The 14,374-nt window shown below is 68.9% G+C and carries 11 protein-coding genes; 6 read left to right on the top strand and 5 right to left on the bottom strand.

What is annotated here, in order from left to right:
* Positions 1-52: 52 nt before the first annotated feature.
* Together ACNS84_RS06250 and ACNS84_RS06245 are read left to right on the top strand one after the other, a co-directional pair.
* Positions 53-529: a TRAM domain-containing protein gene (locus tag ACNS84_RS06250; RefSeq protein WP_435073990.1), complete on the top strand. Its 477-nt coding sequence runs from the start codon at positions 53-55 to the stop codon at positions 527-529.
* A 113-nt stretch (positions 530-642) separates the two neighbouring features.
* Complete coding sequence (locus ACNS84_RS06245; protein WP_435073989.1) at positions 643-1,149, top strand: Tfx family DNA-binding protein; 507 nt, start codon at positions 643-645, stop codon at positions 1,147-1,149.
* Positions 1,150-1,194: 45 nt separating this feature from the next.
* Here the strand turns inward: ACNS84_RS06245 and ACNS84_RS06240 are convergent, their stop codons facing one another.
* Positions 1,195-2,220: a succinylglutamate desuccinylase/aspartoacylase family protein gene (locus ACNS84_RS06240; RefSeq protein ID WP_435073988.1), complete on the bottom strand. Its 1,026-nt coding sequence runs from the start codon at positions 2,218-2,220 to the stop codon at positions 1,195-1,197.
* Between the two features lie 149 nt (positions 2,221-2,369).
* Between ACNS84_RS06240 and ACNS84_RS06235 the strand changes: the two genes are divergently transcribed.
* Together ACNS84_RS06235 and ACNS84_RS06230 are read left to right on the top strand one after the other, a co-directional pair.
* Positions 2,370-3,197: an MBL fold metallo-hydrolase gene (locus ACNS84_RS06235; RefSeq protein WP_435073987.1), complete on the top strand. Its 828-nt coding sequence runs from the start codon at positions 2,370-2,372 to the stop codon at positions 3,195-3,197.
* Positions 3,198-3,237: 40 nt separating this feature from the next.
* Positions 3,238-4,353, top strand: a complete 1,116-nt coding sequence (locus ACNS84_RS06230) for a molybdopterin-dependent oxidoreductase (protein ID WP_435073986.1) — start codon at positions 3,238-3,240, stop codon at positions 4,351-4,353.
* Between the two features lie 58 nt (positions 4,354-4,411).
* On the opposite strand, the gene ACNS84_RS06225 is transcribed toward ACNS84_RS06230, so the two are convergent.
* Complete coding sequence (locus tag ACNS84_RS06225; protein WP_435073985.1) at positions 4,412-6,865, bottom strand: DEAD/DEAH box helicase; 2,454 nt, start codon at positions 6,863-6,865, stop codon at positions 4,412-4,414.
* A 273-nt stretch (positions 6,866-7,138) separates the two neighbouring features.
* Between ACNS84_RS06225 and ACNS84_RS06220 the strand changes: the two genes are divergently transcribed.
* Entirely contained in the window at positions 7,139-7,579 is a 441-nt protein-coding gene (locus tag ACNS84_RS06220) for a DUF5807 family protein (protein WP_435073984.1), read from the top strand.
* A 27-nt stretch (positions 7,580-7,606) separates the two neighbouring features.
* Here the strand turns inward: ACNS84_RS06220 and ACNS84_RS06215 are convergent, their stop codons facing one another.
* The 3 genes from ACNS84_RS06215 to ACNS84_RS06205 all read right to left on the bottom strand — a co-directional run bounded on the left by ACNS84_RS06215 (position 7,607) and on the right by ACNS84_RS06205 (position 11,975).
* Positions 7,607-9,259: a long-chain fatty acid--CoA ligase gene (locus ACNS84_RS06215; protein WP_435073983.1), complete on the bottom strand. Its 1,653-nt coding sequence runs from the start codon at positions 9,257-9,259 to the stop codon at positions 7,607-7,609.
* A 137-nt stretch (positions 9,260-9,396) separates the two neighbouring features.
* Complete coding sequence (gene metX / locus ACNS84_RS06210) at positions 9,397-10,680, bottom strand: homoserine O-acetyltransferase MetX (protein ID WP_435073982.1); 1,284 nt, start codon at positions 10,678-10,680, stop codon at positions 9,397-9,399.
* The gene (locus tag ACNS84_RS06205; RefSeq protein ID WP_435073981.1) at positions 10,677-11,975 is read right to left on the bottom strand and encodes an O-acetylhomoserine aminocarboxypropyltransferase/cysteine synthase family protein; all 1,299 of its coding nucleotides are present in this window, start codon (positions 11,973-11,975) and stop codon (positions 10,677-10,679) included. Before ACNS84_RS06205 ends, metX begins: the two co-directional genes overlap by 4 nt.
* Before the next feature lie 165 nt (positions 11,976-12,140).
* On the opposite strand from ACNS84_RS06205, the gene ACNS84_RS06200 reads away from it, so the two are divergent.
* On the top strand, positions 12,141-14,369 hold the full coding sequence (locus ACNS84_RS06200; protein ID WP_435073980.1) for a beta-glucosidase: 2,229 nt from the start codon (positions 12,141-12,143) through the stop codon (positions 14,367-14,369).
* Positions 14,370-14,374 lie beyond the last annotated feature (5 nt).

Here is a 14,374-nt window from a genome sequence, read left to right as displayed (position 1 = left end):
TTCGGCCGGCCAGTCGAAAACGTTTACAACGGCGGCCGGTCTCCCCTACGGTATGGCGGACTGTCCACTCGCCGACGATTGCCCCAGTTTCGACGAACGAATCGAAGGGATGGGGTGTCAGCACTACGGCAACAAGGGCGGCGCGGAGTGGTGTAACCACTACGACATGCCCATCTACGAACTGAAACAGCAGCCGGTCCAGCCCGGCGAGCAGGTGATCGTCGAGGTCGACGACATCCACGAGAGCGGCGCAGGCGTGGGCCGCACCGATGACGGCTTCATCGTCCTCGTCGACGGGCTCTTACCGCCGGCGCGCGCGGAGGTCCGGATTCACCGGGTCAAATCGAGCCACGCGACCGCCGAGGATGTCGTCGAGCGCCTTCCCGAGGACCCTGACGCGGAAGACGAAGACGGCGACGACGTGGTCGACGCCGACGCCGACGAGGAAGACGACGAGGGCGACCGCCGCCGCCGCAACCGGCCCGACCGCGAGCGGCTGGGTAGTCGAGAGAACTTCTGGGGCAAGTGAGCGCGTCCCGGGGTGATCCCGCCCCACGGACAGTCCGGACGCCGCCGATCGTTCTCCCCGACGCGGGACGTCGAAACCGCCGTTTTTTGACCGAGCGGCCCGTCGCCGTGAGTATGGTCGCAGACGACGGTTCGCCCGGCGCCGCTGACGCGGCCGCCGACATCGATGACGTCGACGCCGCCGAGCTGCTGGAACGGGCGGGGTTCGACGCCGACGAGAGCGTCCTCACAGATCGACAGGCCGAGGTGCTCGCGCTACGCGAACGGGGCCTCCGCCAGTCCGACATCGCCGCCCGGCTGGGCACGTCGCGTGCGAACGTCTCCAGCGTCGAGTCCAGCGCCCGCGACAACGTCGAGCGGGCGCGCGAGACCGTCGCGTTCGCGGAGGCGCTCGCGGCGCCGGTGCGCGTGGAGATCGATACCGGCACGGACCTCTACGACGCGCCAAAGCGGGTGTACGACGCCTGCGACGAGGCGGGCGTGAAGGTGAACCAGACCGCGCCGGACCTGATGAAGACGATCGGTGACCGCGCCGGCGACGCGGTCCACGGCCGCGAGGTGCGTAGCCGCCTGTTCGTCACCGTCGACGCCGACGGCCAGATCCGGGTTCGGCGGCCGTAGCCGGAGCGCCCGGAGCGCCCGGAGCGGACCGGTTCCGATCGAGTCTCACTCCTCCAGTCGCTCCGCGACCCCGACGAGCGTCGATCCCGCGGTGACCGTCGACTCGCGAGCGAGCGAGTAGACGATGCCGTCCCGGTCGGCCCTGGCGGTCTGTAGCGCCTCGAAAGTGGTCGGATCGTGGACGACGCCGAGCAACTCATCAGTCGCGACCGAGTCGCCGACCGAGAGATCGGGCGCCGTCGTGAACAGCCCGGATTCGGCGGCGTTCACGCGCCCGAGGTGGTTCCGTGCGACCGTCCCGTCCCACGAGCGCGTTTCGCCGGGCAGCAGCCCCTCGTGACGGAGGACGCCGAGGATCCCCGATAAACCGGTCTCGACCGCATCGGGGACGATTTCGCGGCTGTGGGCCAACTCGGGCGTGATTGTCGGGATGCCCTCACGGGTGGCGGCGACGCGGAGCTTGCCGGCGAAGCCGCGCTCGCTCCACTCCGTGTCGGCGTCGTCGCCGGCCGCCTCCGCGAGCAGGAGATCGGTCCCGAACGCTTCCGCGAGCGACCGACACGTCTCGTCGCCGCGCATGTAGACGGTGTGCGTGAGCATCGCCGGCGAGCCGGTGTGGAGGTCGATGATCGCGTCGGCCGCGCTCGCGAACGTCCAGAGCCGGGCCGCCATCCGCTCGTGGAGCGTCCCATCCTCGTCGCCGGGCCAACAGCGGTTCATGTTCGAATGGGTCGCGTCGAGCGACTCCGGCGTGGTGTACGAGACGCGGTCGAACGTGAGCGGGTCGGCGACGGGCACCGTCACCAGCGTGCCCGCGAGGTCGGCGTCGGCCGACCCCTGCCCCTCGTCCGTCAACCGCTCGTGGAGTCGACGGAGGACCGCGGTGCCGTTCACCTCGCGCCCGTGCTGTGCGGCCTGCGCGTAGACGACGGGCCCGCCGTCGTCCGGGACGTCGAGCGCGGGGCCGTCGGGACCCTCGACGAGGTCGCCCTCGCCGTAGACGTGGACGGTCGTCCGGATCGGTACGCCAGAGGGGAGTCGAGCGAGGACGAGTTCGCTGGCGTCGTGCATACAGGAGTGTCGGTCCTGTGGGCCATATAGCACGGGGGCGGACGCCGCACCCGTTCGAGGGCGGACACCGGCCGGACGTCTCGGTCGAATATCGACCGGCGCGGTCGACCACGGACGCTAAGTCGGTGGGTCGCAGAGGGGGAGTCGAGATGCGGATCACGCTCCTCGGCACCGGTGACACGACCGGGACGCCGACCGTCGGCTGCGACTGCGACACCTGCGCCGCGGCGCGCGAGCGAGGGGTCTCGCGCTCGCGGTTCTCGGTCCACGTCGCCAACGAGCGCACGGGCGAGTCCCTCCTCGTCGACTTCAGCCCGGACTTCCGAAACCAGTTCCTCGACAACGACGTCCCGCTTCCCGACGCCGGCATCGTCACGCACATTCACTTCGACCACCTCGACGGCCTCGGCAACGTTTATCGGTTAGTCGACGGCCTGCCCGTCCACGCTCCGAACGAGACCGACCCCGCCACCGACGAGAGCGTCGCCGAGACGATCCGACGGAAGTACGACTACCTCGAAGACCGGATCGGCGTTCACGCGCGAGAGCCGTTCGAGCCCTTCGAGACGTGCGGACTCGAGGTCCGCTTCGTCCCCGTCGACCACCCGCCGCTCCTGTGTTACGGCGTCGTCATCGAGGACCCGGAGACGGGGGCGAAGGTCTCGCTGACGGGCGATACGAGCTACGACGTGCCCGAGCGCTCCCGCGAGGCGCTCGCCGGCGCCGACCTCCTGCTGGCCGACGCCATCGTGCCCGCGTCACTCTGCGAGTACCATCCCATCGGCGGGCGCCACATGGGGCCCGACGGCGTCCCCCGCACCTTCGGCACGAAGCATATGACCCGAGAAGGGGCGCTCGCGCTCGCCGAGGAGTTGGACGTCGACAGGACTCGACTCGTCCACGTCGCACATTACTATCCGCCCGACGAGGCGTTCGAGGAGTCGCTCGCGGTCGACGGTGAAGTGTACGAGCTGTGAGCTGTATCCTTTTGGCTCGGTAGCACGTAGCACGATCGGAATGGGAACGGAGTCGAGAGTCGCCGGGACGATCCGCGCCGCGGTCGAGCGCCTGGAGCCACCGCCGCGCGCGGTCGACTGGTCGCTGTTCGCGTTCGTAACCATGGAAGTCGTCACCGGCCTCGTCTCGTTCACGGTGGGCGTTCCAGAGGGGTGGCCCCTCTTTTGGCTCCATCGCGCGCTCGGGATGGGTATCGTCGCGCTGCTGGCGTGGAAGCTCGCGCGCGTCCGGCGCCGGCTCACTGACCCGGGCCAGTGGCGACGGTCGACCGCGCTGTCGGTCCTGACGCTCGTCGCCGTCCTCGGCACGCTCTCGACCGGCGTCGTCTGGGTGTTCGGACTCGACGTGCGGATATCCTACTGGACGCTCCTCTCGGTCCACGTCGGCTTCGGACTGGCCCTCCTCCCGCTCGTGGGAGCGCACGCCGCGACCCGGTTCAGGCTCCCGCGGCGGGTCGACTTCGAGCGCCGCCGGACCGCCGTTCGCTACACCGTGCTGCTGGCCGCTGGCGCCGCGACGTATCGGCTCCAACAGGATGTCAACGACCTGCTCGACACCGCCGGTGCCGACCGGCGATTCACCGGGTCGCAGCCGCGCGAAGGCGCCGGAAACGGAGCGTTCCCGATCACCTCGTGGGTCGCCGACGACCCCGACCCGATCGATCGAGAGGAGTACCGACTACGGGTCGACGGGCTCGTGAGCGACCCGGTCGAACTGTCCGCCGACGAGGTCGCGGCCGGCCACGAGACCGAAGCCCTGCTCGACTGCACCAGCGGGTGGTACACGGTACAAGACTGGCAGGGGATTCGCGTCGGCGACCTCCTGGAGGCGGCCGGGGGGACCGCAGCCGAGGACGCGAGCCGAGAGCCCGCCTACGTCCGGTTCACGTCGGTCACGGGGTACCGGTGGAGCCTGCCGCTGGCGGAGGCCGAAGACGCCCTGCTCGCGACGCACGTCGGCGGCGAGCGGCTGAGTCACGGTCACGGCGCTCCCGCCCGGCTCGTCGCTCGCGACCGTCGAGGGTTCCAGTGGGTGAAGTGGGTGACGCGCGTGGAGGTCCGGGCGGAGTACGACCTCGGCCAGTGGGTTGTGACGCTGGTGAGCGGGTTCGACTGAGCGGCGGTCGCGACCGATCGACGCTCGCGCTTTGGCGCCGGCGCCGGCGTCGGCGTGGTTACTCGTACTCGCTCCCGACAACCTCGCGGATGCGTTCCGCGGTCACCGGACCGACGCCCTCGACCTCCAGTAGGTCGTCCTCGGGCGCGGTCATCACGGCCTCGACGCTGCCGAAGTGTTCGAGGAGCGTCCGGGCCGTGACGGGGCCGATGTCGGCGATGGAAGAGACGACGTACTCCTGCTGTTCCGCGCGGGTCTTCGTCGTCTTCTCACCGTGGACGCTCACCTCGCGGTCACGCGTCTCCTGCTCCCGTTTGGCGATCGTTGCGAGCAGTTCCGTGGTGTCGGCCTCGTCTTCGGTGCGGAGGACACTCAGGTCGAAATCGATTGCCAGCGACGCGAGCGCGCCGCGGATCGCATTGGGGGCGATGTCGCGCTGGCCGTAGAGGTTCGTTCCCTCGACGATCATCACGGGGCGGGCGTACGCCCGCGAGAGCTCGCCGACCTGCTCGAACATGGACCGATCGGCGTCGAGCATCGAGTCGACGAAGTCCGCCGCCGACTTGCGCTCGACGGCGACCCGGTCGGAGAGCACGTAGTCGCCGACGGCGAGCGTCTCCAACCGAGTGACGAGTCCGTCGCGCGTCGAGAGATCCTTCGCGATCGAGGAGTCGAGTTCCCGCTGGTCGATCACAATCTCGACGCCGTCCTCGACGCCTGCGGTCGCGACGATGCCGTCGGATTTCTCATCCTCGTCGGTGGACTCGTCCGCGTCGGCTGCATCGGCGTCGTCCCCGTCGTTCGCGCGTGACTCCGCGGCGAAATCGGTGAGTCCAGCGTCGTCGGCGTCGGTGGCTTCGTCGAGGCCGTCGGTGGCGGTCACGCTCTCGCTACTCCCGTCGTCCGAGTCGCCGTCTGATCCCCCGGCGAACGCGTCGAGGCCGGCCTGTCCGTCGTCGCCGACGGTCTCCTCGATGTCACCGGTCGCGGCCTTCAGCTCGGCGAGCTGGTTTGTCATCTTCTTCTCGCGCCGCCGCGAGATCCAGAAGAACGCCTCGTCGCGGGTGTCTTCGGCCATCAGGACCACCACCTTCCCCTCCGCCTGCCGGCCGGTCCGGCCCTTGCGTTGGATCGAGCGGATGGCGGTCGGGACGGGCTCGTAGAAGCAGACGAGGTCGACCTCGGGGACGTCCAGCCCCTCCTCGGCGACGGACGTGGAGACGAGCACCTCGAACTTGCCGTCCTTAAACTCTTGTAGCGTCTCCTGCTGCTGTTTCTGGCTCATCCCGTCGGAGCCCTCCTTGTCGCCCTGTCCGACGAACTTCCGGACGTCGAAACTCGCGGAGAGGAACTCCACGAGTGCCTCCGCGGTGTCTCGGGACTCGGTGAACAGAATTGCCCGCTCGCCCTCGTTGATCCCGAGCGTCTCCGCGAGCAGGATGCGAGCCTTCGAGAACTTCGGATGGAGGCCGTCGAACGCTTCGGCCTTCCGCATCGCCTCGCGCACCTTGGGGTCCGCGATCATCCGTTGGCTCGCCTTCGATGCCCCCGAGGAGCGGGCGGCCTCGCGTTGGCGCTCGAAGTAGCGCCGGACGGACTCGACCGACTGCGTCTCGACCAGTTCGGTCGCGCGCCGGAGCTTCATCACCTCGGCGTGGGTGCTCATTCCCTTGTACCCGTCCGACTGGTCGTTGTCCATCATCTGTTTCAGCTGTCCGCGCATCTTGTTGAGGTCCTTCTGCGAGAGGTCCGGGTTCGTCGTGTTCGTCACGCCCAACTGCTTCAGCTTCTCCAGTCGGTCGGTGATCACCTCGTTGAGCGCGTCGCGGATGTCGAGGACTTCGTCCGGGAGCGTCACCTGCTCCCACTGGACCTCGGTGTCGTGCGTGTACTCGTCGACGTCGGCGTCCGCCTCGGTCATCACCTCGACGTTGCGGAGCCCGAGGTTCTCGCAGACCGTCTCTATCTCCTCGGTGTCGCCACCCGGCGAGGCCGACATCCCGGTGACCAGGGGGTCGGCGGCGTCGGCGTGGTACCGCTTCGCGATGTAAACGTACGCGTAGTCGCCGGTCGCGCGGTGACACTCGTCGAAGGTGCAGTGGGTCACGTCGCGGAGCGAGATCCGGTTCCCGACAAGGTCGTTCTCGACGACCTGCGGGGTCGCGATCACGATCCGGGCGTCGTTCCAGAGCGCAGCGCGGTCGTCCGGCTTCACGTCACCGGTGAAGACGACGATCTCGTCGTCGGGAATCGAGAGCGCCTCGCGGTAGAAGTCGGCGTGCTGCTGGACGAGGGGCTTGGTGGGAGCCAGAAAGAGGGCCTTCCCACCGACTTCGTGGAGGCGCTTGGCGGTGACGAGCAGGCTGACTGTCGTCTTCCCGAGGCCGGTCGGGAGGCAGACGAGGGTGTGGTCGGCGGCCGCGGACTCCGCGAGTTGGAGCTGGTAGCGGCGGCGCTGGAGGAAGTCGTCGACGAGCAGGGGTTGGTCGATACCGGCGGCCTCGGTCGCCATCGGCGGGCCTACGCCGCCGTCGGCCTAAAGGCTTCGCGAAGCGGGGTGAAAGTTATCGCTCGGTGGACCGCTCCTCTCGGAGCTCTTTCGGAACGTCCTCGTCGACCAGCTCCGCCCACTCAACGAGCCGGTTTCCGGATGATGTTTGCGCGCTCATGAGGGGACGGATCTCAGTGATACGTCTTAACAGTTACCCCGGATCTACACGATTTTCCATCGGAGAGGCGGATCGCGACTCGCACGCCTTTTACCGTTCACGCGCGTCCGACCGGCATGAGCAAACTCGACGAGTTCCTCGCCGGCGAGCGGCTCGACGACGTGGTCTTCTACCTGAGCGACGCGTACCTGGACGACGACTCCCGGCTTCGGAACGTCGGCACCGAGACGGACGACGGCGTGCGACTTATCCTCGACGGCGAGACCGGCCGGTCCGCGTTCGAAGCGGGCACGGGAATGGGTGCGATGGAGTTCGCCAAGACGGCGATGGGCGCCGAAGGGACTATCGCCCGGTCGCTCGACGACGGAGAGTGCCCGTTCGCCGAGGACACCCCCGACGACGACCACGACGTCCGGTTCGTCTTCGCGTTCGCGGAGGCGCAGAACGAAGAGGTCGGCGGGCTCTACGCCGAGGGCGACGTGGTCCACGCGTACGCACACTGCACGTGTGGCGAGAGCTACACGCACAAGTGGATCGTCGGCGACCGCGACGAGTAACCGTCGGCAACTGCGCCCGGTCCGGCCCTACTCCTGCTCGGGTGCGTCTCCCTCGGGCACCGATCCCTCGACGAGCGACTGGTCGGCGTACCGCTCGCGAAGGTCCTTCTTCGAGAACTTCCCGGTCGCGGTCTTGGGTACCTCGTCGATGAACTCCACCGCGTCCGGCACCCACCACTTCGGGTACTCCTCGCGGAGTCCGGTCTCGATGTCGTCGACGAGCGCCTCGCGGTCGACGCCGTCGGCCGCGACGACGAACGCGACCGGGCGCTCCTGCCAGCGCTCGTGAGGCACGCCGATAACGGTGGCCTCACTCACGCCGTCGTACGCCATGATCGCGTTCTCCAACTCGACGCTGGAGATCCACTCGCCGCCCGACTTGATCACGTCTTTCGTTCGGTCGACGAGTTGGAGGTACCCGTCCTCGTCGACGGTGACCACGTCGCCGGTCTTCAGCCACCCGTCGACGAACTCCTCCTCGCTGGCATCGGGCCGGGCGAAATACTCCTTGGTGACCCACGGCCCGCGAATTCGGAGCTCGCCGAACGCCTCGCCGTCCCAGGGTATCTCCTCGCCGTCCTCGTCGATCACTTTGAACTCCAGTCCGGGGACGACGAGCCCCTGCTTCGCCCGCTTGTCGACCTGCGTCTCGTAGTCGGCGTCGCGGAGGTCGTTGGTGAGGTGAGAGACGGTTCCGATCGGCGACAGCTCGGTCATCCCCCACGCGTGGAGCATCTCGACCCCCTGGTCGTCGTACCACTCGATCAGCGACTGCGGGGCGGCCGAGCCGCCGACGATCACGGTGTCGAGCGTCGAGAGGTCGACGTCGTTCCCCTCGGCGATGTACTCTCGGAGACCGAGCCATACCGTCGGAACCCCCGCGGAGATGGTCACGCCCTCCTCCTCGATCAGCGCCGCGAGGTCCGCCGGATCCGGCGACGGTCCGGGGTAGACGTGTTTCGCGCCCGCCGCGGTCGCGGTGAACGGCATCCCCCACGCGTTGACGTGGAACATGGGCACAACCGGCATCACCACGTCGGAGTCCTCCATCGGGATTCCCTGCGGCGTCTGGGTGGCCATCGTGTGGCTCCACAGCATCGACTGCGTGTACTCGACGCCCTTCGGCTTCCCTGTCGTGCCCGACGTGTAACAGAGGCCAGCCGGCTGGTCGCCGTCAAGGTCGGGCCAGTCGTACTCGGCCGGGTGCCCCGCGATGAACTCCTCGTACGGCGTCGCGTCGAGCTCGTCGATCTCCGTCGATCCCATCACGACGAAGTCGACGTCGGCAAACTCCTCGGCGTCCTCGGCCGCAGCGGCGAGCTTCCCGGCGAGCGATGGGTCGACGAAGACGATCGCATCTTCGGCGTCGTCGACGATGTACCGGATGTGCTCGTCGGGGAGCAGCGGGTTGATCGTGTGGAGCTGCGCGCCGATGTTCGGGACGCCGAAGTACGTCTCGAAGTGACGGGTGTGGTTCCAGCAGAACGTCGCCACCCGGTCGCCGCGCTCGATCCCGTGCGCCTCGAGCGCGTTCGCGAGTTGAGCAGTGCGTTCGCCGTACTCGGCGTAGGTGTGCCGCGTCAGTCCCTCGTGCGTCCGGGAAACGATCTCCGTGTCGGGGTACAGTCGTTTCGCGCGCCACAGGAACGGATTAAGCGTCTGCGCGTGTCCACCTGGCATACCTTCCATACCACGGAGTCGAGAATTATGAACGTTGTCATGGTTGATCATGACTGTCCGGCGACGCACTGAGCGCGAAACCGTCACAGTGCGTCGGTTTAATGGCGCATTCCTCAACGAGTTCGTATAAAACAGCGCTAGCCGCGGAAGAGGCTCGCGTGCACCGGGGCGTGGTCCGAGTCCGGGCGCGCGGACTCCTCGTCTTCGCTACCGTCGTCGGAGACCGCCCGACCGGAGACGCCCTCCGCGAGGAAGTCTCGGAGCGGCGGCCCGACGTGTTCGGGCTCGACGAGGAACGCGTCGTGGCCGTGGTCAGAGTCGATTACGTGGTGAGCGACGGGGACGTCGCGGTCACGGAACGCGGTCGCGAGCGACGTCGACTGTTCGACGGTGAAGTGCCAGTCGGCGGTGAAGCTCATCAGCAGCGCCTCACCCTCGAACGCTGCCAGTGCGTCCGCGTCGGTGCCGTGGCCGGCGGCGAGGTCGTACTCGTCCATGGCGCGCGTGAGGTAGAGGTAGCTGTTGGCGTCGAAGCGCTCGCTGAACCCCTCGGCCTGGTAGTCGAGGTACGACTCCACCTCCCGGTACGGGAAGAACGCCGCCGTCGGCTCCGGCGGCAGCCCGAGGTCTCCCTCCTCGCGGGTGAGCGAGTCGCGACCCGCGGACCGGCGACCGAACTTCCGTTCCATCGAAGCCTTCGAGAGGTACATGATGTGGCCGATCTGACGAGCCAGCGCGAGTCCTTCGTCGGGCGAGGGACGGTCCTCGCCGTAGTAGTGGCCGCCGTTCCAGTTGGCGTCCGCGCGGATGGCGCGGCGGGCGACCGCATCGAGGGCGAGACACTGCGCGTCGAGCCGGCCGGCGGTCGCGATGGCGACGATCCGGTCGACGTCGTCCGGGTACCGCTTCGCCCACTCCAGGACGTTCATGCCCCCGACGCTGCCGCCGACGACGGCGCGCAGTCGCCCCACACCGAGGTGGTCGAGCAGGCGCCGCTGGGCGCGCGTCCAGTCCTCGACCTGCACCGGCGGGAAGGCGGTCCCCCACCGGTCGTGGTCGGGCTCGTTGGGGAGGTCGAGGTCCGCAGGGCGCTCGCTCGTCGGGCCGGTCGTGCCGTAACAGGAGCCGGGGACGTTCGCGCAAACGACGAAGTACTCCGTCGTGTCGATCGCTTTGCCCGGGCCGACGATGTCGTCCCACCACGCGCGAGCCTGTCCGGCCTGTCCGGCGTCCCGGTCCGGCGACGGCGAGCGCGCGACGTTCTGGCTTCCCGTGAGCGCGTGGCAGACCAACACGACGTTGTCGCCGTCGAACTCGCCGTGCGTCTCGTAGGCGACCTCGAGGTCGGGGACCGACTGGCCGCACTCGAAGGTGAACTCGCCGAGTGAGGCGACCCCCTCGTCCGCGGGCGTGCCGCTCATTCGTCCGTCCCTCCGGTGGCGCGTTCGCCCGCTGCGAGTCCACGGTCGAGGTCGGCTATCACGTCGTCGGAGTCTTCAATCCCGACGGAGAGCCGCAGCATATCGGGGAACACCCCGGCGAGCCGCTGTTGGGTCTCGTCCATCTGTGCGTGCGTAGTAGAGGCGGGATGGATAATAAGCGTCTTCGCATCGCCGATGTTGGCGAGGAAGCTCGTCAGTTCGACGGACTCGCACAGCGACTTGGCGGCCTCGTAGCCGCCGTCGACGCCGAACGTGACCATCCCGCCGAAGTCGTCGAGGTACGCGGCGGCGTTGTCGTGGCTCGGATGATCCTCGAAGCCGGGGTACGTGACCCAGTCGACCCGGTCGTCGTCACGGAGGAACTCGGCGACGGCCCGAGCGTTCTCGCAATGTCGCTCCATCCGAAGGGGGAGCGTGTTGAGCCCCTGAATCGTCTGCCACGCGTCGAACGGGGACTGCTGACCGCCGATCGGCCGCACCCCGCGCTGACGGGCGACGTTCGCGAAGGCGGCGTCGCCGAACTGCTCGACGAAGTCGATCGGGTAGGCGGGGGACTGCCCGTCGAGTTCGTCGTAGTCGGCGTCCGGGTGATCCCACGGGAACTGCCCGCCGTCGACGACGATACCGCCGACGGTCGTCCCGTTGCCGGTGATCCACTTCGTCGTCGACTCCCAGACGATGTCGGCGCCGTGCTCGAACGGTCGGCAGAGGAAGGGTGTCGCGAACGTGTTGTCGACGACGAGCGGGACCGCGTGGTCGTGGGCGACGTCGGCGAGCCGCTCGAAGTCGGGGGTGACGAGCGACGGATTCGCGAGCGTCTCCACGTGAACGAACGCGGTGTCCCCGTCGATAGCCTCCTCGTACGCCTCGTAATCGAGGGTGTCGACGAGTCTGGCCTCGACTCCGCGACGGTCCGCAATGGTGGTGAGGTACGACGCCGTGCCGCCGTACATCTCGGAACTCGCGACGATGTTGTCGCCCGCGCTGGCGAGCACCGTCGTTATCGCGTCGAAGGCGGCCATTCCCGAACCGGTCGCGACCGCGCCCGACCCGCCCGACAGGTCGGCGAGGCGGTCCTCTAAGACGTCCACAGTCGGGTTAGAGAGACGGGAGTAGATGTGCCCCTCCGCCCGGAGCGCGTACAGTTCCGCCGCCGTGTCCGCGTCGTCGAAGACGAAGGAGGTCGTCTGGTAGATAGGGGTCGCTCGCGACCCGGTCGCCGGGTCGGCCTCGGCGCCGGCGTGGAGACTCCGGGTGTTGAACCCACGTGTCATGTGTGTAGTGCATATATCTCAAGACATCTATAACCGTCAGTTACGGCAAGTGATGCCTCGGTCTGCGCGGGACGGACGGCGTCCGGCAACGGGGCCTCTGGGCGAAACCCGAGATGACGCGGGCTCTCCCGAAACGGTTTCCCGCCGCCTCGCGAGGGGTCGGGTATGACGGGAGACACCACGCCGGCCGACCTCGTCGCCGACCTCACGCTCGCCGAAAAGGTTCGACTCGTCCACGGGTCCGTCGATCCGTCGGGCCGCGCAACCGGATTCATCCCAGGCGTCGAGCGCCTCGGAATCCCACCGCTGCGGCTGGTCGACGGACCGCTCGGCGTTCGGGTTCCGGACGATTCGGCAACCGCGTTCCCCGCGCCGCTAGCGCTCGCGGCGACGTTCGACCCAGACCTAGCGCGCGAGCACGGCGCGGCGCTCGGCCGCGAGACGCGCGGCGCGGGACAGGACGCGCTGCTCGCGCCGGGCGTCAACCTGATCCGCGTTCCGCAGAACGGCCGGAACTTCGAGTATCTCTCCGAGGACCCGGTCCTCTCGGCGGCGATGGGCGCTCGGCTGGTTGCAGGGATCCAGTCGGCCGATGTTATCGCGACCCCGAAACACTACGTCGCGAACGGTCAGGAGACGCACCGCGCGTCGGTCAGCGCCGCGGTCGACGAGCGCACGCTTCGGGAGATGTACCTCCCGTCGTTCCGCGACGCCGTCGAGGCGGGCGCCGGGTCGGTGATGACCGCCTACAACGCTGTCAACGGGGTCCGAATGAGCGACCACCGCGAACTCGTGGGCGGGGTGCTGAAAGGCGAGTGGGGGTTCGACGAGTTCGTCGTCTCCGACTGGTACGGGACCGAAGGCGCGGCCGCCGCGGCCAACGCGGGCCTCGACGTGGAGATGCCGGGCGCCGCGCCAGAGGAACTCCACGGCGCGATGGCGGGCGGCGACGAGGAAGACGACGGCGGGTCCGGCGCCGGGGGGAGCGATGGAAACGACGGCGACGAGGGGGAGTTCGACGACCTCCCCGAGGAGATCGCCCGCGGCATGCCCGACCCGGAGAGCTGCGAGCGCTTCGCCGAGACGCTCGCCGACGCCGTTCGAGACGGGGCGGTTCCCGAGTCTCGCCTCGACGACATGGTGACGCGAGTCCTCCGCTCGATGGACGATGTCGGCCTCCTGAGCGAGGGGGACGATCGCACGGACGGTGCCGTTAACACGCCCGAACACCGGGAGCACGCCCGGAAAGTCGCCGCCCGAGGGACCGTGCTCCTGAAGAACGACGACGGGGCACTTCCGCTCGGCGATCGCGACGACGTCGCCGTGATCGGCCCGAACGTCGACGAGGCGGTCCTCGGGGGCGGCGGGTCCTCGGAGACGACGCCGGTCGTCTCCGCGACCCCGATCGAGGGGATCGAGTCCCGCGCCGCGGGCGACGTGTCCGTCGCGTACGGGCTCCCCCCCGTCGAGGGCGTCTCAATGTTCGATCTCCTCCGAGGGGAGGAGGGAGACGGCAGTAACGAGCGCGATCCGGACCTCGCCGGCGCGGCTGCCGCGGCGAGCGAAGCGGACGCCGCCGTCGTCTTTGTTCGCGACGCCGCAACCGAGGCGATGGACCGCGAGACGCTCCGGCTGCCGGGGCGACAGGACGAACTCGTCGAGCGGGTCGCGGCCGCCGCGGCCCGGACGGTCGTCGTCGTCAACGCCAGCGGACCGGTCGAACTGCCCTGGCGCGGCGACGTCGACGCGATTCTCGCGAACTGGTACCCCGGACAGGCGCACGGCGACGCCGTTGCGAGCGTCTGTTACGGCGACGTCGATCCAGGCGGTCGGCTGCCGGTCACGTTCGCCCCCGAGGAGACGTACCCGACGGTGGGCGACGAGCGCCGCTTCCCCGGCGTCGACGGCGAGGTCCACTACGAGGAGGGGGTGTTCGTCGGCTACCGCTGGTTCGACGCCGACGACGACCGCGTCGAGGGGGCGAGCGGCGCCGATCCGACCTACCCCTTCGGTCACGGTCGCTCGTACGCGACCTTCGAGTACCGCGACGCCAACGTCGTGGCGGCGCCGGAGACGGTCGACGCCGAGTACCGGGCGACCGTCACCGTCGCGAACGTCTCCGACCGCGACGGTCGCGAGGTCGTGCAGGCGTACGTCCGGCCCCCGGACGCGGACGGGGTCGACCGCCCGGTCCGCGAGCTCGCTGGCTTCGCCGCCGTCGCCGTCCCGGCGGACGAGGAGCGGACCGTCGAGTTCGCGCTCGACGACCGCGCCTTCGCGCGGTACGGCGACGCCGGGTGGCGGGTCGACCCCGGCGAGTACGTCGTCGAGATCGGACGGTCGAGCCGGGACGCGCGGGTCGAGCGGATCGTCGAGCGCCGCGCCGAAGCGTGAGTTTA

The sequence above is a fragment of the Halorubrum wangae genome, assembly GCF_051194135.1.
GTDB lineage: Archaea > Halobacteriota > Halobacteria > Halobacteriales > Haloferacaceae > Halorubrum.
Note: the sequence above shows the minus strand (reverse complement) of the source record. Positions and strands in the feature narration are given on the sequence as shown.